Genomic DNA, 25,467 nt, shown 5'->3' with positions numbered 1-25,467 from the left:
AGTCACGATCCGAGACAAGCACTTATGGTTCTTCTTCCGAGATACCTGTCCCGTTATGCTCGATTTAGAGGGCCTAACCTACGAGACGGACGTGCGAAAAGACTTGACTGAGGGACGACGACGAAATTTCAAGCAGGGATGGACACGTGCGGTTGAGGGGCAAGAGTACGAGGGAGTGCTTGAAGAACTGACGTGGAACAATCTCGGCTGGCGACTTGGACGCTTGTTCGGACCGACGCCGGACGACCTTCGTGAGGACATTCTGGACTGGTGTGCCGAACAGCGAAAGCGTAAGTGAGCGCTATAGTCTGGTTTTACGAGTCTTGTCGCTTCTTCCGGAATAGCACGGAACTCTCCTTGGAGACGCTACTGGGTGTGGTGTTGGGAGGTTGGAGCGGTAATCGAGTGCCATTCGATTCTTCCGTTATTCGAGTTGAAGGTAGGAACAGTTGGTCTATGATTACCTACCTGGTGGTTTTATGGTAGCACGTCGATTTAGGAACACGTAGAAGGCGCGAGAGGAACAATCGGGTTGTTTTGGCGAGGCCGAAGGCCGAGCGTTTTCCAGACCGGCGCAATAGGCCGCTCTGCCACCTCACCACGTGTGCGTGGAGTTGGAGCGCGCACTTTACGGTGTCGTCTCTAGGCGCGTTGGAGGCCGTCGTCGGTGAGGTGGATGCCGAGTTCGGCGAGGTGTTGGGTGGTGTGGGTGGGGACGATGCGGCCGGCGCGGCGGCGGGCGTCGAGGATGGGGACGAGGGTTTCGAGGTCGGTGCCGGTCTGGACGAGGGGTTGCTGGGAGAGGAAGTCGACGTCGCCGCCGGCGTCGCGGGCGCGGGCGGTGAGGGTGTCGAGTTCGGGCGTGGTGTATGCGCCGGCGAAGTCGATGGGTTGGGTGAAGCCGGCGTAGTGGACGCGGCCGCGTTGGCTGGGGCCGAGGACGGCGTCGCGGCGGCGGAGTTTCATCGCGGCGCTGTCGAGGTCTTTCCGCGCGAGCAGTGGGGCGCGCGGGTCGACGACGGCGACGGAGGATTCGTCCTCGTCGCGGAGGAGGTGAGTGACGGTGTTGCCGACGCGCGCGTCGTAACTGGAGCCGACTTGGACTTCGAAGCGGGCGTCGTCGGGGTCTTCGAGGGCGTCGGCGACGACGCGGCGGAGGTCGGCTTCGGGCGGTCGGCCGGTCTCGTGCGCTGCCGGGATGTCCTCTGCGGGCGGGTAGTTCACGAGGAGGCGGCCGCCGCTGGTGGCGGCGGCGACGCACGCGTCCTTCACCATCGCCTCGTACAGTTCGGTCGCTTCCGATTCGGTGAGCGGCGAGGTGTCCGGGAGTTCGGGGAGGACGAGGCCGTCCCGGGGCGGGTCGGCGAGCAGGACGTGAACGGTCATACGTCCCCGTGACGCGGGCGCGCCCTAAAGTCGATGATTACGGCTAAGGGCCTCCGGGGTGAGACGCGGGTATGGACTGGGATACGCCGGTCGGCGCGCTCGCGGTGCTCGGACTGTTCGTGGGCGCGCTCGGCGCGCTGGTGACGCTCGGAACGAACACGCTCACTGACCCCGCTGGGTACACGGTTGCGTCGGCGGGTGCGACGCTCGCGTTCGTGTGGGGTGTCGTTGCCGTCGTCGCGCTCGTCGGCGCGGGGAGTGCGGCGACGAAGACGACGCCGTACTGGTAGCGTCCCGCGAAAGATGGCTTTTTGACCCCCGGCGTCGAACCCGTGCGTATGGACGACATGTACGACCCGTCGGGCCGGGACTGGCCGCACGACCCGGACGGCGAGGAGGGTAGCGAGGGCGGACGCCAGTACGGGATGGCCGTCCTGTCGAAGAAGATCGACGAGGAGGAGGACTTCCCGCTCCAGAAGGACGCGTTCGTCGAGGAGTACGGCGACGACCCCGTCCGCATCAACTACGAGAAAGTCGTCTCCGTCTCCGAGATCTTCGAGCACGTCGAACCGGCGGAGTTCGAGACGAAGGTGGAGTTCTGGAAGAAGGTCGGTGACGGGATGCGGTCGGGCGGTCTCTGGGAGTTCCAGCCGCAGGCTTAGAGCTGGTTTTCCGCTTCTCGAGCGGCCCATTCGGCGAACGCGCCGGTTTCGGCCTGCACTTTCTCTTCGAGGAGGTTCACCGCGACCGAGTTCGCGCCCTCGGGGATGATGAGGTCGGCGTTCTTCTTCGTCGGTTCGACGAACTGTTCGTGCATCGGTTTCACCGTGGAGAGGTATTGGTCCATCACGCCTTCGAGTTCGCGGCCGCGTTCGAGCACGTCGCGGTCGATGCGGCGGAGGATGCGGACGTCCGCGTCGGTCTCGACGTAGATGTGGAGGTCGAGCATCTCGTTCAGCCGGTCGTCGTAGAGCGCGAGAATGCCTTCGAGGACGATGACGTCGGTTGGTTCGACGGTGACGCGTTCGTCCTGGCGGAGGTGTTCGTTGAAGTCGTACTGCGGCATCTCGACGGCTTCGCCGGAGAGGAGGCTGTCGAGGTGGCTGCGGAGGAGGTCCCACTCGAACGCGTCGGGGTGGTCGTAGTTGGCGTCCGCGCGCTCCTCGAAGCTCATGTGGCTGAGGTCCTCGTAGTAGTTGTCGAGGGGGACGCGGGTGACGGATTCGCCGACGTTTTCCGTGATTTCGCGGGCGACGGTGGTTTTCCCCGCACCCGTTCCGCCGGCGATGCCGATGGCGAACGAGGGATCGGTCATTACTCACTCGGAGTCCGGACTGGCGTTTACAGTCTTCGGCTTCCGGCCGCGCCCGGTATGGCGTCCCACGCGCCTAAGGCTATCGGGGAAACCGTTTAGTCCGAATGTGTGGTAGGAGTTACCATGAATGGTGTGCCCGTGCGGGAGGTGATGGACCGTGACTACGTCGGCGTGAGCGAATCGGACAGTCTCAGCGCCGCCGTGGGAACCATCCGCGAGGCGGACGCGACCGGCGCGCTCGTTCTCCGCGGCGGCGACGCCGTCGGCTACCTCTCCACGAGCGACATCCTCGATTACCTCGCGGATGCGGGCGCGCTCGACGGCGCGGTCGGGGACGCGATGACTGACGTACCGCCGTCGCTTCGCCCGGAGGCCGCCGTTGAGGACGCCGCCGACCGCCTCGCGACCGCGGACACCCGGCACGTCGTCGTCGCGAACGGCGAGGGCGTACTCGGGCTCGTGGACGCGACCGACCTCGTTCGCGCCGGTCCCGACGCCACCACGCCGCTGCGCGCCGGCGACACGCCGGAGTCCGCGACGCCCGACGACCGGGTCGGCGAACCGGACGACGCGTACTCCCATCGGAGCGTCTGCGAGGTCTGCGGGTCGCTCGCGGACAGCCTCTCGAACTCGAACGGCCAGCTCGTCTGCGCGGACTGCCGGACGGTCTAGTCGAGCGTTCGTGACACCCAGCCGGTCGCGCCGCGCGGGTACGGCTCGTGGTACTCCCGCGGCTGCACGGTTCCGGTGCGGTCGGTCGCGCGCACCACGACCTCGTGTTCTTCGCCCGGTGCGTCGTACGTGAACCGCCAGCCGCGCCACGCGTCCGCCGCCGCACCGTCCAGCATGGGGTCCGTGGCGTCCGCCGGAACCCGGGCCGGGAGCGGGTCGGTGAGGTCGGCGTCCGTCCACGTCTCCCCGCCGTCCGTCGACACCTCGACGCGTTCGATGCCGCGCGTTCCCGCGTACGCGTGCCCGGCGACCTCGATTCGTCCACCCGAGCGGTCGACCGCGTGGAGTTTCGCGACGGTGTTCACGGGGCCGGTGCCGTGCCAGCCGCGTTTCTCCCAGTAGCCCTCGACGGGCGTCTCCGTGACTTCGAGTTCCGTCACCCACTTCACGTTCACCTCGCCCCAGTGACCGGGAACGAGGACGCGCGCCGGCGCGCCGTGTTCGCGGGGAAGCGGGAGGCCGTTCATCCCGAACGCGAGCAGGCCGTCCTCGACGGCGTCGAGCGGGACTTCCATGTAGAATCCGTCTTCGGCGCGCATGACGAGGCAGCACGCGTCCTCGGTGAGCGAGGCGTCGTCGAGCAACGCCCGAACCGGAACGCCGGTCCAGAGCGCGGTGTCGAGTTTCGTTCCATTGAGGGGGTCGCTCACGCAGCGCAGCGTCACGAACCGGTGTTCGGTCGGGAACGACTGCACGCTCGCGAGGTCGTGCGTCCGCTCGGCCTCCACCGCGCCGGTCACGTCGAGCGTCCAGCCGTCCCGGTCCGGCGTCGGATTGACCGCGTTGATGTCGACCTCGTAGAACTCCGTGCTGACGAGCGGCTCCAGTTCGGGCACGTCGAACGACGCCGCGAGCGCGCGGTCGAGCAATCGGCCTTCCGTTCCGGTTTGCGCGGCTCGATCGCGCCCGCCGCTCGCGGTGTCTGACGAACCCGACGACCCGAGAAGCCAGCCGCCGGCGGAGAGGCCCGCGGCGCTCAGCACGCCCGCGAGAACCGAACGGCGGTCCTCGTCCACCTGGCCGGGTTTCCGCGGGCGGAACCGGGACGCCGCGACCGGGAGCGTCGCGCCGGCGCTCGCGGCGACTGCGGACCCGAGCGCGCCGACCACGCCCCAGCCGACCGCGACCGTCGCCGCGGCGACGACGACCTCAGCCGGGAGGCCGGTGCGTCGGGCGGCCTCCCAGGCGAGCACGGTAACGAAAGCGTACAGCGCGACGACGGCGGCGAGCGCGCCCGCCAGCACGAGCGACTGCGCGGTGCTGCCGAGCGACTGGATGCCGACGCGAACGAGCACGGCCGGCGCGGCGTCCACGAACGCGGACGCCACCGGCGCCGCGACGAACTGCGGCGTCCGTCCCGCGAACCCGTAGGACGCCGCGAGCGCGCCGACTCCTGCGGCACCCGCGAGTCCGAGGGTGGTCGCGCGCGCCCGACACGCCCTCGCCGCCCGCGAAACGACGCCCATGTTTGGGGGTATTTCACACGGTTGCGTGAAGCGTCTTTCGCCAAAGGCAACGCCTATACGCGCCCCGGAGTAGGCTTCGAGTGATGGCGATTCGGACTCTCGACGACCTCGACGCCGCCGGGACGACAGTCGGCGTGCGCGTCGACATCAACAGCCCGCTCGCGAACGACCGCTCGCTCGCGGACGACGCCCGCCTGCGCGCGCACGTCGAGACGCTCGACGAACTCCTCGACCGCGGCGCTCGTGTCGCCGTGCTCGCCCACCAGGGCCGCCCGGGCGGCGACGAGTTCGCCCGCCTCGAACCCCACGCCGACCGCCTCGACGAACTGCTCGCGGGCCCGGTGTCGTACTGCGACGCCACCTTCACCGTCGGCGCGCGCGACGCCGTCGAGTCGCTCGACGACGGCGAGGCCGTCCTCCTCGAAAACACGCGGTTCTACAGCGAGGAGTACATGCAGTTCGACCCCGAGCGCGCGAGCGAGACGTTCCTCGTCGAACGCCTCGCGCCCGCGCTCGACGCGTACGTGAACGACGCGTTCGCCGCCGCACACCGAAGCCAGCCGAGCCTCGTCGGATTCCCGCCCGTGCTCGATTCGTACGCGGGCCGCGTGATGGAGACGGAACTCGACGTGCTCGGGCACGTGAACGACCAGCCCGACCCCCGCGTCGACATCGTCGGCGGCGCGAAAGTCGCGGACTCCATCGACGTGGTGCGTCACGTCCTCGAACACGACCTCGCGACTGAAGTCCTCACGACGGGCGTCGTCGCGAACGTCTTCATGCTCGCCGCGAGCGTCGACATCGGCGACGCGAGCGCCGCGTTCGTCCGCGAGGAGGGCTACTGGGACCAGGTGGAGCGCGCCGCCACCCTGCTCGACGGCCACCGCGACCGCGTCCGCCTCCCCGTCGACGTCGCGGTCGAACGCGACGGCGAGCGAACCGAAATCGACCGGGACGCGCTCCCACCGCACGCCGGCGAGGCGGTGATGGACATCGGCCACGACACCATCCAGGCGTACGCTGAGACTGTCGCGGACGCCGGCACCGTCGTCCTGAACGGACCCGCGGGCGTGTTCGAGGACGACACGTTCGCCGCGGGGACGCGCGAACTCTTCACATCGGTCGCCGAGTCCGACGCGTACAGCGTCGTCGGCGGCGGAGACAGCGCGGCCGCGATTCGACGATTCGGTATCGAGGGCTTCGACCACGTCAGCACCGGCGGCGGCGCGGCGCTCCGCATGCTCACCGGCGAACCCCTGCCCGCCGTGAACGCGCTCGACCAGTGACGACCGTCGAGGCGGCGACCACCGACGACCTCGACGCGCTCGTCGACCAGTGGGTCGCGCTCGTGGACGACCAGCGCCGCCACGGCACGCACTTGCTCGCCGCCGAGAATCGCGCCGCCGCCCGCGGCGTCCTCGGCCAACGCATCGCCGCGGACCAGCTCCGCGTCGCCCGCGACGACGACATCCTCGGCTTCGCCACGTACTACCTCGAAGAGGGACTGTACGACCAGAACGCCACCCGCGGCATCATCGAGAACATCTACGTCGCTCCCGCGCACCGCGGCCGCGGAATCGGCTCCCGACTCCTCGACGCCGCCGAAACCGAACTCGAAACACGGGGCGCGGACGCGCTCGCCATCGCCGTCATGGCCGACAACGAACCCGCCCGCCGCCTCTACGAATCCAAGGGGTACGCGGCCCACCGCGTCATCCTCGAAAAACCGGCCGAAAGCGATACCCACACAAACCCCGAGAGCTAACCTCGACTCGCGCCAAGGGAGCTTGGGCGGTTCAAGCACTCGATTTGTAATCGAGAATTCGAGGGTTCAAATCCCTCCCTTGGCTTGCACCTTTTTACTTCGTCGGGAACGCTCGCTCCGCTCGCGTCCCGCTCCTCGCAAAAACCTGCACGAAAAAGTCCCGCGCTCACTCCGTTCGCGCGGCGGGTCTCGGAGTGACTTCCCCTGCGCGTCCCCTCATCGCTGTGAGCTTCGGAGGATGAGCGGGCCGATGGCGAGGGTGCGTTTGGCGATGGTGGCGATGCGGGCGATGTAGGAGACGAGGAGGAGGAAGGGGAAGACCGAGACGGTGAAGGCGGTGGCGACGAGCCAGAGGACGTTCTGGACGCCGAGCGTGCTGCCGGGGACGGGGCCGGTGCCGAAGAACCCGAGCATGCCGCCGGTGACGACGAGGGCGGGGACGGAGACGTAGAGGATGAGTTGGGAGAGGTCGATGAGCGCCCACTGGAAGTAGAGCGTCTTGATGTGTTCGCGGGCGGGGCCGAACATGGAGAGCGCGGTGTGGAGGTCGTCGAGCAGGTGGCTGGTGTCGTCGCTGACGTCGTCGCCGTACTCGCTCTGGAGGCGTTCGACTTGGAAGATCTTCCAGCCGTAGTTGAAGTCGAGGGCGGCGTGTAGGACGTCGAATTCGCCGAACTGTGCGCCTTCGAGTTGGGTGCGGACGGCGTCCGCGTTTCCGGTGAGGCTGTCGGTGAATTCGTCGATTTCCTCGCGGAGGTCGTCGTTGTCGCTGCCGGAGACGGAGTCTCGGAGGGTTTCGGCGCGGCGCTGGGTTTCGTCGACGAGTTTGCGGAGGAACGCGGACGGGTCGACGGGCGAGGGATGGCCGTACATCTCGCCGACGAACTCGCGGAAGTCCATCGTGTTGCTCATGCGGTCGTGTTGGTCGCCGAGAGGCCCGTTCTCCTGGGAGATGACGAGCTGGCTGATGGTGACGATGAGGGTGGTGCCGGTGATGATGGCGCCGAGCATCGTGGAGAAGATGGTGGCTTTCGTGTCGCCGGTGCCGAGGTTCGCGGCGAGGCCGTTCAGGCTTCCGACGGCGACGAACGCGACGAACACGAACGCGGCGAGCGCGCCCGCGACGGCGAGGCGGTTCGCGCTCAACAGCACGCGGAGCTTGAGCGGGTTCTCGTCCGCGCGTTCGCGCATGGTGTTCGCGGTGGAGATGTCGGCGGTGTCCTCGGCTGTCTCGATGTCCGTGTCGGCCCCCGCGTCGGCGTCCACGTCCCGGTCCGGCGACGTGCTCATCGCTCCACCGGGCGTTTGAGTACGAGGAACTTCGTCCCGCCGTCCGCGTAGTCGATGGTGTCCACGAGCTCCCAGCCGTCAGCGCCGAGCTCGTTCAACGCATCCTTCGGGTCTGTGGCCTCCTTCCGCGTCGCGCCGCGCGGCGGCCGCAAGGTCTCGTACTCCCACTCCCGTGACATAGGAAGTGAAGACGGATGCAATCGGAAAAGGGGTGGCGGCTATCGGGTCCGCGTGCCGAACGCTTACCGTCCCGCGCGCAGAACGCGGGGTATGGACGAGTCACTGAGTCCGGGACTGGGTACGTCGGGGAACGACGAGGCAGCGCAGTGCGCCGAATCGGTGGAGACGGCGCTCCGCCTCGGATACCGACACGTCGACACTGCGCAGATGTACGACAACGAGGCGGCGGTCGGCGAGGGCGTCGCGAACGCCGCTGTCGACCGCGAGGACGTGTTCGTCGCGACGAAGATTCATCCGGACAACCTCGCGCCCGCGGACGTGCGCTCGACGTTCGAGGAGAGCCTCGACCGCCTCGGCACGGACTACGTGGACTTACTGTACGTGCACTGGCCGATGAGCGCGTACGACGCCGCGGAGACGCTGGCGGTGTTCGACGAACTCTACGCGGACGGCCGCGCGGCGAACGTGGGCGTGTCGAACTTCTCGCCCGACCTGCTCGCGGAGGCCGTCGACCTGCTCGACGCACCCGTGTTCGCGAACCAGTTCGAGTGCCATCCGTTCCTCCAGCAGGACGAGTGGCGCGCGGCCTGCGAGGAGCACGGCGTGATGCCGGTCGCGTACTGCCCCATCGCGCAGGGCGAGGTCGTCGGGCATCCCGTCCTCGAATCCATCGCGGACGACCACGACGCCACCGCCGCACAGGTCAGCTTGGCGTGGCTGGACGCGAAAGGCGTCGTCCCGATTCCGAAGGCGACCGGTGAACCCCACCTCCGGGAGAACTGGCACGCCCGCGACCTCGAACTCAGCGACGGCGCGGTCGCGCGCATCGACGACATCGAGCGCGAGGAACGCCTCATCGACCCCGACGCGGCCCCGTGGAACCGATAGACTCGGAAGACTGAAACGACGACCCCGCGTATTCTGGGTGTGGCTCGGCCGCTCCGATTCAGGTACTCCGGCGAGGGATGGAGCGACCAGCGGGTGCGCCGCGACCTGCTCGAACCGCTCGACGACAACCTCGGCGCGACCGCCCGCGACCCCCGGTTCAGTCCGCCGCCGGAGTACCGCGCGCGCCGCTTCGAGATGGAGAACGGCGACCTCGCCGTGTTCGCGTGGCGGACTGACGGCCCGGGGGCGTACTGGCTCGGGAACACGGAGACGCCGAGCGCGCTCTGGCGCACCGACAAGCGCGATTTCGAGGACGCGCCGTACGCGATTTCTCGCTGGGCGCAACGCGAGTTCCTCGACACGCTCTTGGAGGAGGAACCGTGGCTCGCGCCCTACCGCTATCTCGCGTGGTTCTTCCTGCCCGTGCTCTCCTCGAAGGACGGCCGGGAGACGACGCGAAAGTTCTTCCGCGAGCACGCCGCGGGATTTCCGGACGCCGACCGCGCGGACGCCCTCGAATTCTACGACGACTTCCTGAAGGCGGGTGTCTTCCAGGAATATCGTCACGAGATGGCGTCGAAACTCGGGACGAGCGCGGAGTTCGACCTCGTGCGGATGAGCGCGACGATGAGCGAGTTCAACGTCGCGTACGTCCTCACGGAAGCGGGCTACGACCTCACCCCGGAAATCGAGGTGTCCACGGGGCACTCGCTCGACTTCCGCGCGGACGACGCCGAGGGGAACGGCGTACTCGTGGAGGTGACGCGCCCGAACCCGCCGTCGCGGCGTATCGCGAACTCGCCGATAGCGGCCGTGAAGGAGACGGTGGACACGAAGACCCGCGGACAGCTACAGGCGCACGGCGGGGGCGCGGTGTTGTTCGTGGACTGTTCGAGTTTCCGTGACGACGACTGGCAGCGAATCCTCGACGAACGCCCTGACGTCGGCCATCGGCCCGCGGTCGTGTTCCGCCTGCGGCCGGACGGCTCGCGCGCCGGGTACGCGAAGGGCGGCGTTCCGCTCGACGTGGACTTCGTGCTGGAATCCGCGACTTCTTAGGTGAAGCGGCCCCATCCGCGAGTAGATGAGTGAGTCCGCCTGGGAGTCCGTGTTCGGGTTCGACGAGCCGTACGCGAACCAGGCGGACGCGATAGAGACCGCGATCGAGGTCGGCAGACACCGGGGTTTTCTCGCGATGGAGGGGCCGTGTGGGACTGGGAAGACGATGGCCGCGCTGACGGCGGGCGCGACGCTCGTCCGGGAGACGAGTCGGTTCGAGCGAGTGCTCGTCGTCACGCCCGTGAAACAGCAACTCCAGCAGTTCGTGGACGACCTCCGCACGATGAACGCCGAACGGGACGAGCCGATGAACGGCGTGTCGCTCGTGGGGAAGCGCGACCTCTGCCCGTACGGCCGTGAGGACGTGTTCCCGCGGGACGCGAGCACGCACGAGCGCTGCGACGACCTCCGAGAGAACACCGCGGCCCTGGTGGAGGGCGGGGAAGGGTCGACGCGCGGCACGACGACCGGCGAAGCGACGGCGGCGCTCCGGCCCGAGGACGCGCTGGAGGACGCGTGGTGGGACGCCGCGACCGCGCGACGCCTCGCCCGCGACGCCCGCCACGACGACCCCGAGACGCTCTCTGGCGCGCTCGCGACCGCGGGCGCGGAGTCGCCGTACGTCCGCCACCAGCCGAGCGCGCCCGACGAAGTCAGCGACGAGGACACGCTCTACTGTCCGTTCGAGGCGGACTGGTACGGCCGCGAGAAAGGGTCGCCCATCGGGTTCGAGGCGGGCGAGAACCACGTCGTCACGGTGGAGGAACTCCTGCCGGGCGCGGTCGAGTACGGGACGTGCCCGCACCGCGCGCAGTCCGTCCTCCTCGAACACGCCGACGTCATCGTCGGGAACTACAATCACCTCTTCGACCCCGGGACGCGCCCGCTCCTCGAAGGCCTGCTCGACGAGGGGACGTTCGTCGTCGTGGACGAAGCCCACCGGATGGAAGAGCGCGTTCGCGACCTTCTGAGCGACCGCATCGGCCGGCACACGCTCGTTCGCGCGCGCAACGACTTCCAGACGCTCCTCCAGTACGCCCGGCAGAGACACGAGAACGAGCGCGAGTTCGACCAGAAACTCGGTGACTACGGCGCGACCCTCGACGCCGTGGAGGACGCGAAGAACCTCGTGGACGATATCATCGGCTGGCTCGACGACCGCGTCGAATCACACCTCACCAGTGAGTACGGAACGCTCGCGCCCGACCGCCTCCCGGAGCGCGACCTCGAAATCCCGCTGCGGGACCCGGAGACGGACGAGGTCGACGACCTCACGGAGTGGGCGGAGGAGTCGGGGTACACGGGCGGGCTGTGGCGGTCGCTCGGAGAAGTGGGGTCCGCGGTGGAGGCCGTGCTGAACGAGGGCGACAACGACCGGCAGTGCGTCTGCACGAGCGTCGGCGTCCTCCTCGGCGCGTGGTGGGAGCGCGACCACGTCGAGTTCTTCCGGGAGATAGAACTCGAACACGCGCCCGCCGACGCCGCGTCCGTCTCGCGGACGTACGAGGAGGCGTACACGCCCGCGCTCGTGACCTATAACTGCATGCCCGGCGACCAGATACGGGACGTGCTCGAAGAGGTCGGCGGCGGCGTGCTGATGAGCGCGACGCTCGAACCCATCGACGTGTTCCGGGAGGTCGTCGGACTGGACGCGCTCGCCGACGCCGACGACCGGCCCGTGGTGGAGCGCACGTACGACATGGTGTTTCCGGAGTCGAACCGCGCGAGTTTCGTCGTGGACGCCGCGCCGTTCACGCGCTCGAACCGCGGTGAACCGGGCGAACCCACGCGAACGCGCGACCAGTACGAGTACGTCCTGCGAACCGTCGCGCGGAGTCCCGGGAACGTCCTCGTCTGCATGCCGAACTACCGGGAGGCGGCGTGGGCGGGCGAGTACCTCGCGGACGCCGTGGAGAAGGACGTGCTCGTGGATTCGAGTTCGTCGAACGAGGCGACGGACGAACTCAAGGCGGAGTTCTTCGCGGGAGACGGGAAGGTGCTCGTGACGAGCACGCGCGGCACGCTGACGGAGGGCGTGGACTACGACGGCGAGAAACTGGCGGCGTGTCTCGTCGTCGGGATTCCGCTCGTGAACATCGGGTCGCCGCGCGTCCGCGCGGTCCGGCACGCGTACGGCGAGGCGTTCGGCGAGGAGAAGGCGTTCGAGTACGCGCTCACGGTGCCCGCGGTTCGGCGCTCCCGACAGGCCATCGGACGCGTCATCCGCGGACGGGACGAGGTCGGCGTGCGCGTGCTCGCGGGCCGCCGGTACGTCGAGGGCGCGCGCCACTCCGTCCACGAGTACCTCTCGCCGGAGGAGCGCGCGGAGTTCGTGCGGATGTCGCCGGAGTTCCTCGGCGACCAACTCGACACGTTCTGGCGCGACCACAAGTAACGTGGTTCTCGGGCACGTACCCCGCACATGGTCGAAATCAGGACGCCCGACGAGCGGTCGTGTCTCCGCTGCGGGCGACGCGAGGTATGGGACGAGGACGCCGGCGCGTGGCAGGTCGGCGGCGACGCTGTCGGAGACGTGTACTGCATCCACGATTGGGACGTCACCGGCGAGTTCACGCCGGTCGCGAAGCCGTAGCGAACCCGCCGTCGGTCCGCTGGACGTGCCCCGTCTCGCGGAGCGACCGCAGGACGGTGAGGAGCGTGAGCTGCGAGAGGTCGAGCGCGGCCTGGATGTCCGCGAGCGACGCTGTTCCTTCGGTTTCGAGGTAGAGGTAGACGAGTTTTCCGCGTGCCGACGCCACGTCGTTCGGTATCTGTCGTTCGCTCATTCGTCAGCCGGCGAAACGGATACGACGAACATAAACACTAGCCTCGACGTTCGTCGAAACACGTGGGTTTTAGCGCGCGCGCCGCATATCGGTGGGCGTGACCGAGCGACGCCACGACCGCCTCGACCGCCATCCAACGGTCGGGCCCGGCAACTCTCTTCGGCACTGGCCGGACGCCGTCCACCCGCTCCGGGTGGCGCTCAACTACGTCGTCATCGTACTCGCGCGCATCACGCCGAGCATGCGACTGAAGAACTGGCTGTACACGACGTTCCTCGGAATGACGGTCGAACCGGGCGCATCCTGGGGACTGGAGGCGACGCCGGACGTGTTCTGGCCGCACCTCATCACGGTCGAAGCGGACGCTATCATCGGGTACGACGCGACGGTGCTCTGCCACGAGTTCCTCCAAGACGAGTACCGGACCGGCGAGGTCGTCATCGGCGAGCGCGCGATGATCGGCGCGGGCGCGATAGTGCTCCCCGGCGTCGAAATCGGCGAGGAGGCGCAAGTCGCGGCGAACAGCCTCGTCGCGGAGGACGTGCCCGACGGAGCGACGGTCGCGGGCGTCCCGGCGGAAGTCGTGGACTAGTCGATGACGCGGACGACGCCCGAGCGAAGCACGAGGTGGTTCGGTACGACGTACTCCGTGCCGTCGTCCTCGATGCGCGTGACGAACACGTCAACTTCCTGCACGAACCCCTCCATGTCCTCGACGCGAATCGTGTCGCCGATACCGTAGGGTTCGGTGAGGAGGAGGTAGAGACCGGCCGCGCCCGCGGCGAGCAGGTCGCGGGTGGCGACGACAGTGAGGACGATGCCGGCGGCGAGGTAGGCGGCGAACGCGACGACCAACGCCGTCGTCGCGACGCCGAGCTGGCTGAGCGCGACCAGCGCGGCGACGAACACGACGCTGTACCGGGCGGCGACGGGAATCACGCCGATTTCGGGGAGTTTGACGCCGCGGAGTCGTTCGCTCACGGCGAGTTCGGCTTTGTCGCCCGCGATGAGGCCGACGACGAGCACGACGAGCGCGATAACGACGTTCGGGAGGTAGCCCGTCACCTGCACCCAGAGAGCCGTCGCCAGAAGCGGGTTCACGACGCGCACCGCGAGGACGATGGCGACGCCGTAGATGACCCAGCCCGAAATGCGGGCGACGAACGCCGTCGTTGTCGTCCCGAAGTCGCGGGCGGTGCGCTCGACGCTCGTGCCCTCGACGGCGTCGCCGACGCCGAGCGCTTCCATTACGCGCTCGTTCATTCGGCGCGCGAGCACGCCGGTCACGAACCCGAGTGCGACGATGACGGCGGCGAGGATGTAGTCGTAGTTCTCCGCGACGAACTGGGATACCTCCATCAGTACGCCTCCGGGTCGAGTTCGAGGACGAGCTCGCCGCCCTTGAACGCGCGAACCAGCCCGTCGCTCTCGGAGAGCACTACCGAGACCGCGTTCGTGTCCCGCGTGATGGACGCCGCGGCCATGTGGCGGGTGCCGAGTCCCTTCGGGATGTCAACGCCCTCCGCGCTCGGTTCGAGGTAGCGGTACGCGGACGCGATCTTCCCCGAGTCCGTGATGACGAACGCGCCGTCGAGCCGGGAGAACTCCTTCAGCATCACGTTCACGATGGGGTCGCCGACGTGGACGTGCGACTTCTCGAACGGATTGTAGGAGAGCGGCCGGCTCTTGTTCATCACCTTCCCGGCGTCCCCGACGACGAACAGCGCGCCCACGGGCTTGCCCTTCTGGCCCTTCCGGCCGAGTTCGATGACCACGTCGAGCACGTCCCGGATGACGCTCGGGTCCGCGCGCGAATTCACGAAGAGGTCGTAGATGCCGGAGTGCGCGGAGTCGTCGGCCCGTACGCGACTTATGGTGTCGATGTCGTCCCCGAAGACGCTCGTCGCGCACGCGAGCAGTTCACCGTCCTCCACGACGCCGTTGTCGAGCGCGCCCTCGACGCCGAATCGAACGCGCTCCGTCACCTCCGCGAAGTCCAGGGGGAGTTCGACGAACTCGTCCGCGCCGACCGTGTTCTCCTGCGCGACCACGACCACGTCGGTGTCTTCCAAGTCGGTCGCGCGCTCGTAGTACGACCCGCTCGGCGAGAACAGGAAGAGCGCGTCGACGCCGTCCACGAGGTCGGTCGCGAGACCGGGGAGCGAACTCATTACTGCTACGTCGTGTGCGGGTTACGAAAAGGATTGTGGGCCGTCAGACGCCAGTCAAACGACTTCGTCGTCGAGGTACGCGCGGATGCGGTCGTCGTCGATGTGTTCGAGCAGGCGGTCGTGCGCGCGCTCCCGGAGGTCCGCGACCGCTTCGGGGCTGCGCCGGGTGGCGAACGCGTCGTCGATGTACTGCTCTCTGCGGTCGTCGTCCGCGTCGTCGGGCGTCTCGCTGTCGTACCACTCGCGCCAGCGCTCGCGCTCGGCCCAGTCGCCGGTGAACTCGGAGTGGGGGCGCAGCCAGTCGTAGTGCGCTCGAACGCCCTCGGGGTAGCCCTCGCTCGCGCGGTGGTCGGCGATGAGTTCGCGCGCGACGTGCGCGCCCGTTCCCGCGGCGATGATGGCTTGCGCGTTCCGCTCGCCCGCAGGCGCAGCGACGTACAAGCCTTCGACGCCCACGCGGCCGTCCGCGTCGGCGTACTCGGGGTCGAAGTGCTCGTAGGTCTCGCCGCCGTGGGCGTGCTTCTGGAACGCCTCGTCGCCCAGAATCTCGCGGAGATAGCTGCCGTCGTACCACGCCGCCGCGACCACGTACCGCGTCTCCACGGTCCGGCCCTCCTGGGTTTCCACGACGAAGCCGTCCTCGGTCTCCTCGACCGATTCGACCATGTCGGAGACGAGCGCCGCGCCCGCTTCCTCGACGTGGTCGTGCAGGCGGTCGCGGAGGGTTTCGGTGTCGATGCCCGCGGGGAACCCCGGGTAGTTTTCGATGAACGCCGCACGCGCGAGCGCCGCGTTCCCGCGGTCGAACACCATCGTATCGAGGCCGTACCGCGCGGTGAACACGCCGGTCGAACAGCCGGTCGGGCCGCCGCCGACCACGACCACGTCCCGGTCCGCCATCAGGACTCACCCCGCACGATGGAGGCGACGCGGGCGCGGTCGAACAGTTCCTCCTCGGCGTCGAACGTGTCCGGGAAGAGCCCGCGCGCGGCGGTTTCGAGCTGGAACAAGTGGATGATCGGGCCCTGGTAGGTGAGGCCGCCGTAGAACACGCGGCCGTCCTGCACCGCGGTGAGCCGGCTCGCCACCTCGTCCTCCTGCATGGGCTTCACGATGTTCTCCTGGAAGTAGGCGTCCGAGATGTTCCCGGAGAGACGGACGGCGATTGCGTCCGGGTCGATGTCGAGGAGCGTTTCGTAGTCCACGGTCGCGCCGCCCGCCTGCGCGTCCGTCACGCCCGCCTCGGCGAGCGCGTCGTCCACGCCGAGGTCGCGCCACTGCTTCGATGCCGTTCCCTCCCCGACGAGATAGGGGTAGAACGAGTCCGGCGGAACGCCCGCCGACCCCGATTTCTCTCAACCATACTCGTTTAGGCCAACCTAAACACTAAAGCACTTTCGAAAATTTGGCGAGCCTAAAACTCGCCCAACACGCACACCGAACCACTCACTCTATGTCGTTCCTCACCCAGAACCGGATTCGAACTATCGTCAGACTCACTCCGTTCGTCTAACTGAGTTCAGAATCCGCTCCGAGCGACTTTCGTCCTCGCGTCGCTCGGACAGAAAGTGCGCGGGACCGGATTCGAACCGGCGAAGGTCTACACCATAGCGTCCTAAGCGCTACGCCTTTGGCCTGGCTTGGCGACCCGCGCGCGTTCGTCGGTAGCCGCGTCCCCCACAAGTACGTAACGCATCCCTCCGTGGGTTTAAATTCGGGAACGCCCAATCCGGGGTATGTACCGGGCGGGCGACGAGGTGGACCAACGGGAGTGGCTCGCGGAACTCGACGCGGTCGCGGACCGACTGGAACTCGAAAGTAGTGCGCGGTCGAACGCACACGACATCTTCCTGTCCACGCTCCCGGACGAGGACCGCTCGAAGCAGGCGGCGCTCGCGGCGAGCGTGTACGCGGGCGCGCTCATCGCGGGCGACCAGCGCTCCCAGTCACGAGTCGCGGACGCCGCGGGAGTGTCACGGCTCTCCGTGCAAGGAAAATGGAAGGACTTGGTCGAGGAAGCCGGGTTCGACGCGCCGGACTGGTAGTCTACTGTTCCTGCGCCCGCCCCTCGCGTTCGGGCGTGACGGTTCCGTGCTCGTCGATTTCGCCCTTCACGATGCGCGTCGAGGAGATGACGTCGCCGTCGTCCGCCGTCACGTGGTCGACGACCTCGATGTCGAGCGGGTCGAACCCGCGTTCCGCCCGGAGTTCGTTGATGCGCTCTGCGCCCGCCTCCGTCTCCGGGGAGACGATGAGCACGTCGAACTTCTCCTCCGTCGCCGCGATACCGGTCGGTTCGTCCAGTTTCCGTACGTCGAACTCGCGGTCGTACTCGTCGGCAAACCGAGAGAGTTCGCGTTCGAGGTCGGCCTTCCGCTCCGCGAACGGCCGCACGTACCGCTCCTCTACGCGGGTCTTCGGCGCGAGGTCGTCGCTCGTCAGCCCGACGGTAACGTCACCGAGTTCGAACGCACGCTCGAAGAGCGCGCGATGGCCGTCGTGAATAGGGTCGAACGTCCCGCCGAGGGCCACGTCCATATCCCGGGGGAAACGCCGCGCGCGTTTATCGGTTGGGGTTCTCCTGCTCCGCGTCCTCCGTCCCTTCTACCTCGATGTGCACTGGTTCGTTCTCGTCCGCCGCGTCCTGGTCGCCGCCGAGGTACGTGTCGAGGTTGAACACGGTGTTCAGTTCGTCCTGCACGCGCCCGACGACGCCGCCGACGAGGTCGCTCGGCGCGATCGCCGTGTACTCGTAGGGATTGTTGCCCGCGCCCTCGCTCTCGCGCTTCCGCCGGTCCACGGTGTCCTCGTCGTTCAACTCCGCGAGCGCCTCCCGGACGGTGCTCGGGTAGAGTCCGGTGCCTTCCGCGATTTCCTCGCTCGTGCTGTTCGGGTGCTGGCGGAGGTAGACGTAGATCTTCGCACGCGTCTCCGTGTCGAGCACCCACGAGAGGATGTTCACCACGCGGTCGTCGAATCCGGCCTTCGCTCGGTCCCGGGCGTTCCGGGCGTCCTCGCTGTCCTCTGAATCAGACATGTGTCGCCTCTTGCCCGACGAAAGTCGTCCAGCGATTAAAACGCTTTGCTCAGAGCCGAATCGAGTCGTAGAGCGCGCCAGCACCGTCTTCCTCACGGATGCGTCGCTGTCGCGCAGCCCCGCTCTCCCGGTCGTACACGTCCCGGATGCCCGAGACGCCGAGTCGGTCCGCCTCCCGCTCCACGACCTCCCCGAGTTCGATGACGCCGCCCGCGGGTTCGAGGAAGGACGCGTCGTGTCCGTGGCGAAGCGCCCGCCACTTGTTCTCGTCCAGGAGTTCCCGCCGAACGTCCGTCCCCGGTTCGCCGTCCTCGTAGCGCTCCGCGAAATCGACGACGAGCGCGTGCGTGTACTCCACGAACGCCTCCACGACCGCGGGGTCGTGCTGGCCGTCCGGCGCGCGGATTTCGACCGTTCCGTGGCCCGAGTGCGGGCGCACGTCGAACCAGAGTTCGCCGCGGTCCTCGATGCTCCCGTCCTCGACCATCCGGCGCTCGTACGCCTCGAACGCGTCGTAGTCCGTGAACGCGGTTGGCATCCCCGTGTTCGGGAGGTTCTCGAAGACCTTCGCGCGCGCCGACGCCAGCCCCGTGTCGAACCCGTTCCAGAACGGCGAGTTCGCGGATAACGCGAGCATCACGGGCAGGTACCAGCGGATCTCGTTCGCCACCCACACCGCCTTGTCCGGGTCGTCCACGCCGACGTGGACGTGGAGGCCCGCGGTCGTGTTCCGGTGCTGTGGGTACTGGATGCGCTCCAACTGCGAGCGATACCGCGGTTTCTCCGCGTGCTCGTGCTCGCGCCACCGAGCGCCCGGATGCAGGCCGGCGGCCGCGATGCCGAGCCCGTGCGACTCCGCGTACTCCACGAGCGCCTCACGGACATCCCGAATCGCGTCGCTCGCGTCCGCGAGGCCGTCGAGGCGCGGCGTCTGCGTCTCCACCACGAACTTGAACAGTTCGTGGTCGAGGCGGTCGTCGAGCAACGCCGGCGGGTCGCCGTCGTACACCAACTGGTCGCTCCCCGCGGTCGGTACGCCCGACTCGTCGACCACGAAGAACTCCTCCTCGACGCCGAGCGTCCCGAGTTCCGTGAACGCGTCCCGCGAACCCGTTACCATTCGCTCGTCCGTTCTTCGGCCGCGAATAAATAAGCCCGGATGCCGGCGAGCACCCGCCGCACGTCCACGCCCTACTTCGGTCGCGCGACCACGCCGAGGTGGTCGGCGTGATAGGGTTCGAGGCGCTGGGTCTCCAGGACCTCATAGGCGGATTCGAGGTCGGCGAGCACGTCGTCGAACACGTCCGCGGGGTCACGGGTCACGTCCTCGCTGCGCGCCTTGAACGCGGCGACCAATCGGCCGTCGTCCGCGAGGAACTCGGCGTTCTCGGTCGCGACGCGCGCCTGTCCGCGGGTCGCCACGTCCTGCACCACGGCGTCCACGTCCGCCTCGACGACGTGCGCGTACGTCGCCGGCTTCCGCGCGTCCTTCAGGAGCGGGAACAACCGCGGCCGGGATTCGGCCACGTCGAGCAGGTCGCGGACGGGCCGGGGCGCGAACTCCACGGCATACGTCGGTCCCGCGAAGTCCGCGACGTGACTCACGGTCGTGCCGTTCGCCGCACCGAGGTAGAGCACCGTCTCGCCGCCCGCGAGCCCCGTCTCCATCTCGTGTTCGAACATCGCGCCCAGTTTCGAGCGGTTCGGGTTCCAGCGCCGCCAGCCGTCCGCGACGGGTTCGCCGTAGGCCGGTTCGCCGCGGGTCGCCAGCCACTCCTCCTCGTTTCCGTCGAACGCGCGCCGCTCGACGCCGTCGGGGAGACTCATTCGTCACCCCGCGAGCGAATGCGCTCGATGCGCTCGTCCAGTTCGTCCTCGAGTTCGGGCCGCCGGTCGCCCGCGTAGTGGTCGATGCGCGCCGCGATGCTCAGCTTTCCGGCGAGCGCCCGCGCGGCCGACCCGCGCTCTTCGGGGCGCGTCCCACGGACGTACTCGTGGACGTAGATGACGCCGTGCTTCGGGGACGGCGCGTGCCCGCGGAGGTGCGCGAACAGCGCGTCCTCCGCTCCGAGCACCTGCACCGTGCCGGACGGCATCTTCGCGAGCGACTCCAGGCCGCCCGCCTGCTCGACGAGCTGCGCCGCGAGCGTCGGCCCGGCGAGCATCGAGAGGTTCGGCGCGACCACACGCGCCTGCTCCTCCACGTACGCTTCGAGGTCCGCGCGCTCGTTCGCCAGGTCGCGCACGCGCTCCGCGAGCGACACCACGCGCTCCTCCGTCACGTCCTCGGGGTCGCGCGCCGCGACCTCCCGAGCGTACTCGACGCCCGTCCCGGACTCGTCGAACAGGCTTCCCGCCCACTCGGCAACGCGCTCCGCGAGTTCGTTCACGGTGTCCGTGAGGTCCGCGACGCCGCGGACCGCGTGCACCAACTGCTGGTCGCTCGCGCGCTCGCGCTCCCGAACCTCCGTTCGCGCGGCCGCCACCGTCGCGGCGTGGAGCGCGTCGTAGTACTCGTCCGGGCTCTCCGCGAACCCAGCCGATACCGCCTCGTTCGGCCAGTCCGCGGGCGCGTCCGCCGACCCCTTGCGAACGCTCGCCGAGAGCGCACCCACGTCGTCGGCGTCACCGCTCGCGAACCATCCCTGCGTCATACACTGGACTGCACGCCGTCCGCGTAAAAACCTACGTCTTCGCTTACCGCGGCTGTTCGCGCCCGCCATCGGAGGGGACGATGCGGCGCACGCGGCCCTCCACGCCGGACTTCAGCTTCACGTCCGCGCCGTTCGGCTCCGCCTTGCCGAGCACGGTCGCGACCTCGCCGCGAATCGGCTCCTTGTCGTGGCCTTGTTCGATTTCGACAGTCATCCCGCGCTCCAGCTTTCGTGGGTGTGGATACTCGGGCATACCCGGAGTGTTCGACGCCACTGGAAAGAACGTGGCGGCCAAGATTCATACCGAACGCCCGCCTTGCCCAACGCATGCCGGAGCGCGAACTCGACCAGCTGTTCGACGAACTCGAAGCCCTCGAAGCCACGGTGGACGAGGACGCGCGCGAACGGGTGGCCGCCGCGCTCGACGCCGCCGAGGACGTGGAGGAGGAGGTCGCGTACCTCGAAGACCGCGGCGCGTTCGGGAACGTCATCCGCGGGTACGACACCGCCGACATCGCCGAAACAATCTTCGGCAGCCTCCTGTTCGGCATCCCGATGGCCGTCGAGGGCGGCACCACCGAGGTCGGCGAGTTCTTCGCTACTCAGCCGGTCTTCCTCGCCGGCACCGTCGCCGCGACACTCGTCGTCGTCTACGGCGTCCTCTACGTCGCCGACATCCAGGACGTCCGCATCAAGGACCCTCTCCTTGGGTTCGCTCCCCGGCGGTTCATCGGCGTTATCAGCATCTCCGCCGCAACCGCCGTCGTCATCCTTACCGCGTGGGGGCGCGTCGACTGGGCCGACCCCGTCGTCGCACTCGGCGCGTGCGTCGCCGCGTTCTTCCCGATGGCTATCGGCGCGGCACTCGGTGACATCCTCCCCGGAAGCTAGCGCGGAAAGGACAACCGTTAAAACTGCTCCCGCGACTAACCCGAGTATGAGCGAATCAGAGACCCGGCAGGCGCGCAAGTGCGTCTCCTGCGGAATCAACATCTCCGGCACGACCGCAGCCTCGTTCAAGTGCCCGGACTGTGGCCAGCAGATCTACCGCTGCTCGAAGTGCCGAAAGCAGAGCAACCTCTACGAGTGTCCTGACTGCGGGTTCCGGGGGCCGTAACGATGGGGAAGGTCGCCGCCCGCATCAAGGTCATGCCGCAGAGCCCCGAAGTCGACCTCGACGACCTCACTGACCGCCTCGAGGACGCGCTCCCCGAGGGCGCGAAGATTTCGCGGACGGACCGCGAGGACGTCGCGTTCGGCCTCATCGCGCTCTTCCCGACCGTCATCATCCCCGACGAAGCAGGCGGCACGGAAGCCGTCGAGGACGCGTTCCGTAACGTCGACGACGTCGAATCCGTCGACGTTGACGAAGTCGGCCGGATATAAGTCCGCGCTTCTCCCGTTTTTCCGCCGTCGTAGTCGCTACACCGCGTCCGCGAGCGTCACCTCGAATCCCCAGTCGATCTGGCCGAGATAGTTCGGTTTCTCGAACCGGTAGGTCGCGGCGGTGAGACAGTCGCTCTCCGGACCGCCGAGCAGCGCGTACGTCTCGCTCCGGGTTTCGCCGGGCGCGAACTCGGCTTCGTTCACGACTTGAATGGTGGCGATGCCGTCGGTCGCGCGCCAGCATCCGTCGTTCTGTGGCGGCTCCGGGACGACCTCGTTCTCCGCGCCGCCGGGCGCGAGAAGGACGGTCGCGTCGTCGTCCACGCGGTCGCCGTAGAGCGTGGACCACGGGACGACCGCGCCGAACCGCCACGTCCGCGGGGCGTCCGCCGTGTTCGTCACTGCGACCTCGACCGTCGCGGGATGTCTCGTCGTCGCGTCCGCCGTTTCGGTCACCGACACGTCCGCGTCCACGCCGACCGGGAGAGCGTCGACCTCCACGTTCTCGACGACGAACCGCGTCTCGCCTGCCGGCGGCGTTCCGTCGGCCGTGGTTCCGTCGGTCGTCGTCTCGTCCGTCGTGGTTCCATTGATGGGCGTCTCGACCGGCCTGGGGTCGGTGGTCGTGTCGTCGCTGCCGACGGCGTCGACGAGGCTTCCGGCGACCGCGGCCGTGCCGACTGTCGCGCCGAGCGTCGTGAGGAGGGCGCGTCGCTGCATACTCGACGGAACGAACTGCCGGGATAAACAGCCCGCGGAGGGTCAAAAAGCGGTTTGTCCTAATCGAGCGCGCTCGTGATGGCCTGGTCGAGGTCGGCCTTGAGGTCGTCGACGTTCTCGATGCCGACGCTCGCGCGGATGAGCGGGTCGGTGAGACCCGCTGCCTCGCGCTCTTCCTTCGGGATGGCGGCGTGCGTCATCGCCGCCGGCTGTTCGATGAGGGACTCCACGCCGCCGAGCGATTCCGCGAGCGTGAACACCTCCGTGCTGGAGACGAACTCGCTCGCCTCGTCCAGGCTCGCGTCGAGTTCGAAGGAGAGCATTCCGCCGAAGTCGTCCATCTGTTCGGCCGCGAGGTCGTGTTGGCGGTGGCTTTCGAGGCCGGGATAGTAGACGTTCTCGACGTGCTCGTGGGCCTCAAGCCAGTGCGCGAGTTCGTTCGCGTTCTCGCAGTGACGGTCCATCCGCACGGGCAGCGTCTTCGTCCCGCGGAGGACGAGAAAGGCGTCGAAGGGGCCGGGGGTCGCGCCGACCGAGTTCTGGTAGAACCCGAACTCCTCGTCCAGTTCCTCGTCGTCCGTGATGAGTGCCCCGCCGACCACGTCGCTGTGGCCGCCGAGGTACTTCGTGAGGGAGTGCGAGACGATGTCCGCGCCGTGTTCGAGCGGCCGCTGGAGGTAGGGCGTCGCGAACGTGTTGTCCACCGCGCAGAGCGCGCCGTGTTCGTGTGCGATGTCGCTCAGGGCGTCGATGTCGTTCACGCGCATCAGCGGGTTCGTCGGGGTTTCGACCCAGAGGAGTGCCGTGTTCTCCTGCATCGCGTCGGCGACGGCGTCGTGGTCGGTGGTGTCCACGAAGTCGAACTCCACGTCGTACTTCTCGTACACCTGCGTGAACAGGCGGTGCGTCCCACCGTAGACGTCGTCGCCCGTGACGACGTGGTCGCCCGCGTCAAGGAGGTTCATCACGGTGTTGATGGAGCCCATGCCGGAGGAGAAGGCGCGGCCGTACTCGCCGCCTTCGAGCGCCGCGAGGTTGTCCTCGAGGTCGGTCCGCGTCGGATTCCCGGTTCTGCTGTACTCGTAGCCGGTGTGCTCGCCGGGCGCGGACTGTTCGTACGTGGAGTTCGCGTAGATGGGCGTCATCAACGCACCCGTCTCCTCGTCGGGTTCCTGTCCGGCGTGGATGGCGCGCGTCTCGAATCGCTCGTCGTCGTCCATACCGATGGATGGGGTGAGTTCGTGTTAGGCCTGTCCCTCCCACCCGAGACTGCCGGCGTCTCCGACGCGAACGCGTAGCGTGCGTTTTATAACTCCGACGGAAGTACGAACCTGCATACGACTATGCCGAGTTCCAACGGACCCCTCAACAGCACGCGGAAGAAACTCTCCAACAAGCCCCGAGAGCGCGGCACGTCGCCGCCGCAGCGCTCCGTCGCCGAGTTCGACGAGGGCCAGAAAGTCCACCTGAAGATCGACCCGTCCACGCCGAACGGTCGGTTCCACGCGCGCTTCAGCGGCCTCACCGGCGAGGTCGTCGGCGAGCAGGGTCGCTCCTACAAGGTCAAGATCAACGACAACGGCAAGGAGAAGATCGTGCTCGCGTACCCCGCGCACCTCCGCGCGCAGACGCAGAACTAGCATGACCATCTTCAAGGAGACGCTCGACGAGGAGTTCCTCACCACGTCGGAGGCGAAGTCCCTCCTCGAGGACATCGAGGCCGAGCGCGCCGCCGACGAGGACCGGGAACTCCGGTACGAACTCGCGCGCGCCGTCGAGCACACGAACCGGTTCGCGGTGCTGGAGGCCGAGGAGTCCCGAGAACTCGTCGAGGAACTCCTCGACCTCGACACGCTCGAAGCGCAGGCGGCGTTCAAGGTCGCGGACCTCCTGCCGCGGAGTCGGGACGAACTCCGCGCGGTGTTCGCGCAGGAGCGATACGCGCTCTCCGGCGACGAACTCGACGACGTGCTGGACATCGTCGCGAAGTACGCGTAACGCGTCCGACTTTTTAAGTATCGCGTGGTTCTAGGGCGAGTATGAGCGACGCTGCTAGCGACGAGATGTCGGAGGCGGTCGTGCTCGATGTCCTCCATCACGGCCGAAGTAACGGCGGAGCGTACAGCGGGTCCCCGCTCGCGTACGCGGTCGCCGTGGACGATTTCACTCTCTACGAACTCAGCCTGCGCGAGGACGCCGATATCTCCATCGGCGACTACGTACAGGTGACGCCTGACTTCGACGCGGGTATCGAACGCGGGCACACCGTGGACTACGAGGCCCTCACTGACGGCGCGCGTTCCGAACTCGACTACGTCGTGGAGGAACTCGTCGAGGCGCACGAGGAGCGCTACGTGGACTTCTTCAACGACGCACAACCGCTCTCGCTGCGCCTCCACCAGCTCAACCTCCTCCCCGGCATCGGGGATAAACTCCGGGACAACGTCCTGGACGAGCGCAAGCGACACGGCCCCTTCGAGAGCTTCGACGACCTGGAAGACCGCGTTTCCGGTCTCCACAGCCCGAAGGAAACGGTTGTCGAGCGAATCACGGAGGAACTCCAGAACCCGGACGACGTGAAGTACCGATTGTTCGTCCGGAGAGAGTAAGGGCCACCTGCGAGTACTACGAG

34 protein-coding genes, 2 tRNA genes and 1 pseudogene are annotated in these 25,467 nt (G+C 67.9%); 18 read left to right on the top strand and 19 right to left on the bottom strand.

Translation table 11 applies throughout. The annotated features are described in order from the left end of the window. Positions 1-642: 642 nt before the first annotated feature. Complete coding sequence (locus ACOZ4O_RS03955; RefSeq protein WP_424524011.1) at positions 643-1,386, bottom strand: hypothetical protein; 744 nt, start codon at positions 1,384-1,386, stop codon at positions 643-645. A 71-nt stretch (positions 1,387-1,457) separates the two neighbouring features. On the opposite strand from ACOZ4O_RS03955, the gene ACOZ4O_RS03950 reads away from it, so the two are divergent. Together ACOZ4O_RS03950 and ACOZ4O_RS03945 are read left to right on the top strand one after the other, a co-directional pair. Then, complete coding sequence (locus ACOZ4O_RS03950) at positions 1,458-1,676, top strand: hypothetical protein (RefSeq protein ID WP_424524010.1); 219 nt, start codon at positions 1,458-1,460, stop codon at positions 1,674-1,676. A gap of 48 nt (positions 1,677-1,724) precedes the next feature. Next, complete coding sequence (locus ACOZ4O_RS03945; RefSeq protein WP_424524009.1) at positions 1,725-2,048, top strand: DUF5785 family protein; 324 nt, start codon at positions 1,725-1,727, stop codon at positions 2,046-2,048. Here ACOZ4O_RS03945 and udk read toward each other — a convergent pair. Next, positions 2,045-2,701, bottom strand: coding sequence for a uridine kinase (udk, locus tag ACOZ4O_RS03940; protein ID WP_424524008.1), 657 nt, complete (start codon positions 2,699-2,701; stop codon positions 2,045-2,047). The two genes, ACOZ4O_RS03945 and udk, sit on opposite strands and share 4 nt — an antisense overlap. A 123-nt stretch (positions 2,702-2,824) precedes the next feature. On the opposite strand from udk, the gene ACOZ4O_RS03935 reads away from it, so the two are divergent. Beyond that, entirely contained in the window at positions 2,825-3,373 is a 549-nt protein-coding gene (locus ACOZ4O_RS03935; protein WP_424524007.1) for a CBS domain-containing protein, read from the top strand. Here ACOZ4O_RS03935 and ACOZ4O_RS03930 read toward each other — a convergent pair. Further along, positions 3,370-4,899 carry a molybdopterin-dependent oxidoreductase gene (locus ACOZ4O_RS03930; RefSeq protein WP_424524006.1) on the bottom strand — a complete coding sequence of 510 codons (1,530 nt, stop codon included), beginning with the start codon at positions 4,897-4,899 and terminating at the stop codon, positions 3,370-3,372. The genes ACOZ4O_RS03935 and ACOZ4O_RS03930 overlap by 4 nt on opposite strands. A gap of 83 nt (positions 4,900-4,982) precedes the next feature. Between ACOZ4O_RS03930 and ACOZ4O_RS03925 the strand changes: the two genes are divergently transcribed. The 3 genes from ACOZ4O_RS03925 (at position 4,983) to ACOZ4O_RS03915 (ending at position 6,749) form a co-directional block, all read left to right on the top strand. Continuing rightward, positions 4,983-6,185 (top strand): phosphoglycerate kinase, encoded by a 1,203-nt coding sequence (locus tag ACOZ4O_RS03925; protein WP_424524005.1) that lies wholly within the window; start codon positions 4,983-4,985, stop codon positions 6,183-6,185. Beyond that, entirely contained in the window at positions 6,182-6,664 is a 483-nt protein-coding gene (locus ACOZ4O_RS03920) for a GNAT family N-acetyltransferase (RefSeq protein ID WP_424524004.1), read from the top strand. Before ACOZ4O_RS03925 ends, ACOZ4O_RS03920 begins: the two co-directional genes overlap by 4 nt. Before the next feature lie 11 nt (positions 6,665-6,675). Then, positions 6,676-6,749, top strand: a tRNA-Thr gene (locus ACOZ4O_RS03915). Positions 6,750-6,880: 131 nt separating this feature from the next. On the opposite strand, the gene ACOZ4O_RS03910 is transcribed toward ACOZ4O_RS03915, so the two are convergent. Then, positions 6,881-7,954 carry a hypothetical protein gene (locus tag ACOZ4O_RS03910; protein ID WP_424524003.1) on the bottom strand — a complete coding sequence of 358 codons (1,074 nt, stop codon included), beginning with the start codon at positions 7,952-7,954 and terminating at the stop codon, positions 6,881-6,883. Then, positions 7,951-8,133: a DUF4177 domain-containing protein gene (locus ACOZ4O_RS03905; RefSeq protein WP_424524002.1), complete on the bottom strand. Its 183-nt coding sequence runs from the start codon at positions 8,131-8,133 to the stop codon at positions 7,951-7,953. Before ACOZ4O_RS03905 ends, ACOZ4O_RS03910 begins: the two co-directional genes overlap by 4 nt. Positions 8,134-8,224: 91 nt before the next feature. Here ACOZ4O_RS03905 and ACOZ4O_RS03900 point away from each other — a divergent pair, with 91 nt between their 5' ends. Genes ACOZ4O_RS03900 through ACOZ4O_RS03885 form a run of 4 tightly spaced genes read left to right on the top strand, consistent with a single transcriptional unit; the run spans position 8,225 to position 12,674 of the window. After that, a complete protein-coding gene (locus ACOZ4O_RS03900) occupies positions 8,225-9,022 on the top strand; it encodes an aldo/keto reductase (protein WP_424524001.1) in 798 nt (265 codons plus the stop codon). A 39-nt stretch (positions 9,023-9,061) separates the two neighbouring features. Next, positions 9,062-10,081: a DUF5784 family protein gene (locus ACOZ4O_RS03895; protein ID WP_424524000.1), complete on the top strand. Its 1,020-nt coding sequence runs from the start codon at positions 9,062-9,064 to the stop codon at positions 10,079-10,081. A 25-nt stretch (positions 10,082-10,106) separates the two neighbouring features. Beyond that, a complete protein-coding gene (locus ACOZ4O_RS03890; protein ID WP_424523999.1) occupies positions 10,107-12,476 on the top strand; it encodes an ATP-dependent DNA helicase in 2,370 nt (789 codons plus the stop codon). Positions 12,477-12,503: 27 nt separating this feature from the next. Continuing rightward, positions 12,504-12,674 carry an HEWD family protein gene (locus ACOZ4O_RS03885; protein ID WP_424523998.1) on the top strand — a complete coding sequence of 57 codons (171 nt, stop codon included), beginning with the start codon at positions 12,504-12,506 and terminating at the stop codon, positions 12,672-12,674. Here ACOZ4O_RS03885 and ACOZ4O_RS03880 read toward each other — a convergent pair. Further along, a complete protein-coding gene (locus ACOZ4O_RS03880; protein WP_424523997.1) occupies positions 12,652-12,867 on the bottom strand; it encodes a TrmB family transcriptional regulator in 216 nt (71 codons plus the stop codon). The two genes, ACOZ4O_RS03885 and ACOZ4O_RS03880, sit on opposite strands and share 23 nt — an antisense overlap. A 97-nt stretch (positions 12,868-12,964) precedes the next feature. Between ACOZ4O_RS03880 and ACOZ4O_RS03875 the strand changes: the two genes are divergently transcribed. After that, complete coding sequence (locus tag ACOZ4O_RS03875) at positions 12,965-13,459, top strand: acyltransferase (protein ID WP_424523996.1); 495 nt, start codon at positions 12,965-12,967, stop codon at positions 13,457-13,459. Here the strand turns inward: ACOZ4O_RS03875 and ACOZ4O_RS03870 are convergent. The 5 genes and pseudogenes from ACOZ4O_RS03870 to ACOZ4O_RS03850 form a co-directional block, all read right to left on the bottom strand. Beyond that, positions 13,456-14,226, bottom strand: coding sequence for a mechanosensitive ion channel domain-containing protein (locus ACOZ4O_RS03870; RefSeq protein ID WP_424523995.1), 771 nt, complete (start codon positions 14,224-14,226; stop codon positions 13,456-13,458). The genes ACOZ4O_RS03875 and ACOZ4O_RS03870 overlap by 4 nt on opposite strands. Further along, entirely contained in the window at positions 14,226-15,038 is an 813-nt protein-coding gene (dacZ, locus tag ACOZ4O_RS03865; RefSeq protein WP_424523994.1) for a diadenylate cyclase DacZ, read from the bottom strand. Before dacZ ends, ACOZ4O_RS03870 begins: the two co-directional genes overlap by 1 nt. A gap of 54 nt (positions 15,039-15,092) precedes the next feature. Then, the gene (locus ACOZ4O_RS03860) at positions 15,093-15,938 is read right to left on the bottom strand and encodes an FAD-dependent oxidoreductase (protein WP_424523993.1); all 846 of its coding nucleotides are present in this window, start codon (positions 15,936-15,938) and stop codon (positions 15,093-15,095) included. Next, positions 15,938-16,378: pseudogene (locus tag ACOZ4O_RS03855) on the bottom strand (ABC transporter substrate-binding protein); the annotation flags it as partial. The pseudogene ACOZ4O_RS03855 and the gene ACOZ4O_RS03860, both read right to left, overlap by 1 nt. A 229-nt stretch (positions 16,379-16,607) precedes the next feature. After that, positions 16,608-16,692: transfer RNA gene (locus tag ACOZ4O_RS03850), tRNA-Leu, on the bottom strand. An 82-nt stretch (positions 16,693-16,774) separates the two neighbouring features. On the opposite strand from ACOZ4O_RS03850, the gene ACOZ4O_RS03845 reads away from it, so the two are divergent. Continuing rightward, entirely contained in the window at positions 16,775-17,083 is a 309-nt protein-coding gene (locus ACOZ4O_RS03845; protein WP_424523992.1) for a transcription initiation factor IIB family protein, read from the top strand. Position 17,084: 1 nt separating this feature from the next. Here the strand turns inward: ACOZ4O_RS03845 and ACOZ4O_RS03840 are convergent, their stop codons facing one another. The 6 genes from ACOZ4O_RS03840 to ACOZ4O_RS03815 form a co-directional block, all read right to left on the bottom strand. Continuing rightward, on the bottom strand, positions 17,085-17,576 hold the full coding sequence (locus ACOZ4O_RS03840; protein WP_424523991.1) for a phosphopantetheine adenylyltransferase: 492 nt from the start codon (positions 17,574-17,576) through the stop codon (positions 17,085-17,087). 25 nt (positions 17,577-17,601) lie between these two features. Next, on the bottom strand, positions 17,602-18,075 hold the full coding sequence (locus ACOZ4O_RS03835; protein WP_424523990.1) for a helix-turn-helix domain-containing protein: 474 nt from the start codon (positions 18,073-18,075) through the stop codon (positions 17,602-17,604). A 49-nt stretch (positions 18,076-18,124) separates the two neighbouring features. Next, positions 18,125-19,195 (bottom strand): glutamate--cysteine ligase, encoded by a 1,071-nt coding sequence (locus tag ACOZ4O_RS03830; protein WP_424523989.1) that lies wholly within the window; start codon positions 19,193-19,195, stop codon positions 18,125-18,127. Positions 19,196-19,266: 71 nt separating this feature from the next. Beyond that, complete coding sequence (locus ACOZ4O_RS03825) at positions 19,267-19,902, bottom strand: fibrillarin-like rRNA/tRNA 2'-O-methyltransferase (protein WP_424523988.1); 636 nt, start codon at positions 19,900-19,902, stop codon at positions 19,267-19,269. Beyond that, the gene (locus ACOZ4O_RS03820; RefSeq protein WP_424523987.1) at positions 19,899-20,729 is read right to left on the bottom strand and encodes an NOP5/NOP56 family protein; all 831 of its coding nucleotides are present in this window, start codon (positions 20,727-20,729) and stop codon (positions 19,899-19,901) included. Before ACOZ4O_RS03820 ends, ACOZ4O_RS03825 begins: the two co-directional genes overlap by 4 nt. A 43-nt stretch (positions 20,730-20,772) precedes the next feature. Beyond that, positions 20,773-20,982, bottom strand: a complete 210-nt coding sequence (locus tag ACOZ4O_RS03815; protein ID WP_424523986.1) for a DUF2196 domain-containing protein — start codon at positions 20,980-20,982, stop codon at positions 20,773-20,775. A gap of 74 nt (positions 20,983-21,056) precedes the next feature. On the opposite strand from ACOZ4O_RS03815, the gene ACOZ4O_RS03810 reads away from it, so the two are divergent. Genes ACOZ4O_RS03810 through ACOZ4O_RS03800 form a run of 3 tightly spaced genes read left to right on the top strand, consistent with a single transcriptional unit; the run spans position 21,057 to position 22,115 of the window. Next, positions 21,057-21,620, top strand: coding sequence for a DUF2391 family protein (locus ACOZ4O_RS03810; protein ID WP_424523985.1), 564 nt, complete (start codon positions 21,057-21,059; stop codon positions 21,618-21,620). A gap of 46 nt (positions 21,621-21,666) precedes the next feature. Beyond that, positions 21,667-21,846 (top strand): HVO_2753 family zinc finger protein, encoded by a 180-nt coding sequence (locus ACOZ4O_RS03805; protein ID WP_145846749.1) that lies wholly within the window; start codon positions 21,667-21,669, stop codon positions 21,844-21,846. A gap of 2 nt (positions 21,847-21,848) precedes the next feature. Further along, on the top strand, positions 21,849-22,115 hold the full coding sequence (locus ACOZ4O_RS03800) for an elongation factor 1-beta (protein WP_330991396.1): 267 nt from the start codon (positions 21,849-21,851) through the stop codon (positions 22,113-22,115). Positions 22,116-22,151: 36 nt separating this feature from the next. Here ACOZ4O_RS03800 and ACOZ4O_RS03795 read toward each other — a convergent pair whose 3' ends face one another. Together ACOZ4O_RS03795 and ACOZ4O_RS03790 are read right to left on the bottom strand one after the other, a co-directional pair. After that, positions 22,152-22,835 (bottom strand): hypothetical protein, encoded by a 684-nt coding sequence (locus ACOZ4O_RS03795; protein ID WP_424523984.1) that lies wholly within the window; start codon positions 22,833-22,835, stop codon positions 22,152-22,154. Between the two features lie 59 nt (positions 22,836-22,894). Further along, positions 22,895-24,055 (bottom strand): cystathionine gamma-synthase, encoded by a 1,161-nt coding sequence (locus tag ACOZ4O_RS03790; RefSeq protein ID WP_424523983.1) that lies wholly within the window; start codon positions 24,053-24,055, stop codon positions 22,895-22,897. Between the two features lie 123 nt (positions 24,056-24,178). Between ACOZ4O_RS03790 and ACOZ4O_RS03785 the strand changes: the two genes are divergently transcribed. The 3 genes from ACOZ4O_RS03785 to ACOZ4O_RS03775 are packed head-to-tail and all read left to right on the top strand — an operon-like array spanning position 24,179 to position 25,444. Then, positions 24,179-24,475 carry a 50S ribosomal protein L21e gene (locus ACOZ4O_RS03785; RefSeq protein WP_424523982.1) on the top strand — a complete coding sequence of 99 codons (297 nt, stop codon included), beginning with the start codon at positions 24,179-24,181 and terminating at the stop codon, positions 24,473-24,475. A gap of 1 nt (position 24,476) precedes the next feature. Next, positions 24,477-24,833, top strand: coding sequence for an RNA polymerase Rpb4 family protein (locus ACOZ4O_RS03780; RefSeq protein WP_424523981.1), 357 nt, complete (start codon positions 24,477-24,479; stop codon positions 24,831-24,833). 41 nt (positions 24,834-24,874) lie between these two features. Next, positions 24,875-25,444: a DUF655 domain-containing protein gene (locus ACOZ4O_RS03775; RefSeq protein WP_424523980.1), complete on the top strand. Its 570-nt coding sequence runs from the start codon at positions 24,875-24,877 to the stop codon at positions 25,442-25,444. Positions 25,445-25,467: the final 23 nt, after the last annotated feature.

The sequence above is a fragment of the Salarchaeum japonicum genome (genome assembly GCF_049705945.1).
Classification (GTDB): Archaea; Halobacteriota; Halobacteria; order Halobacteriales; family Halobacteriaceae; genus Salarchaeum; species Salarchaeum japonicum_A.
The sequence above is the reverse complement of the archived record's forward strand: the minus strand, read 5'-3'. Positions and strand labels throughout refer to the sequence as shown.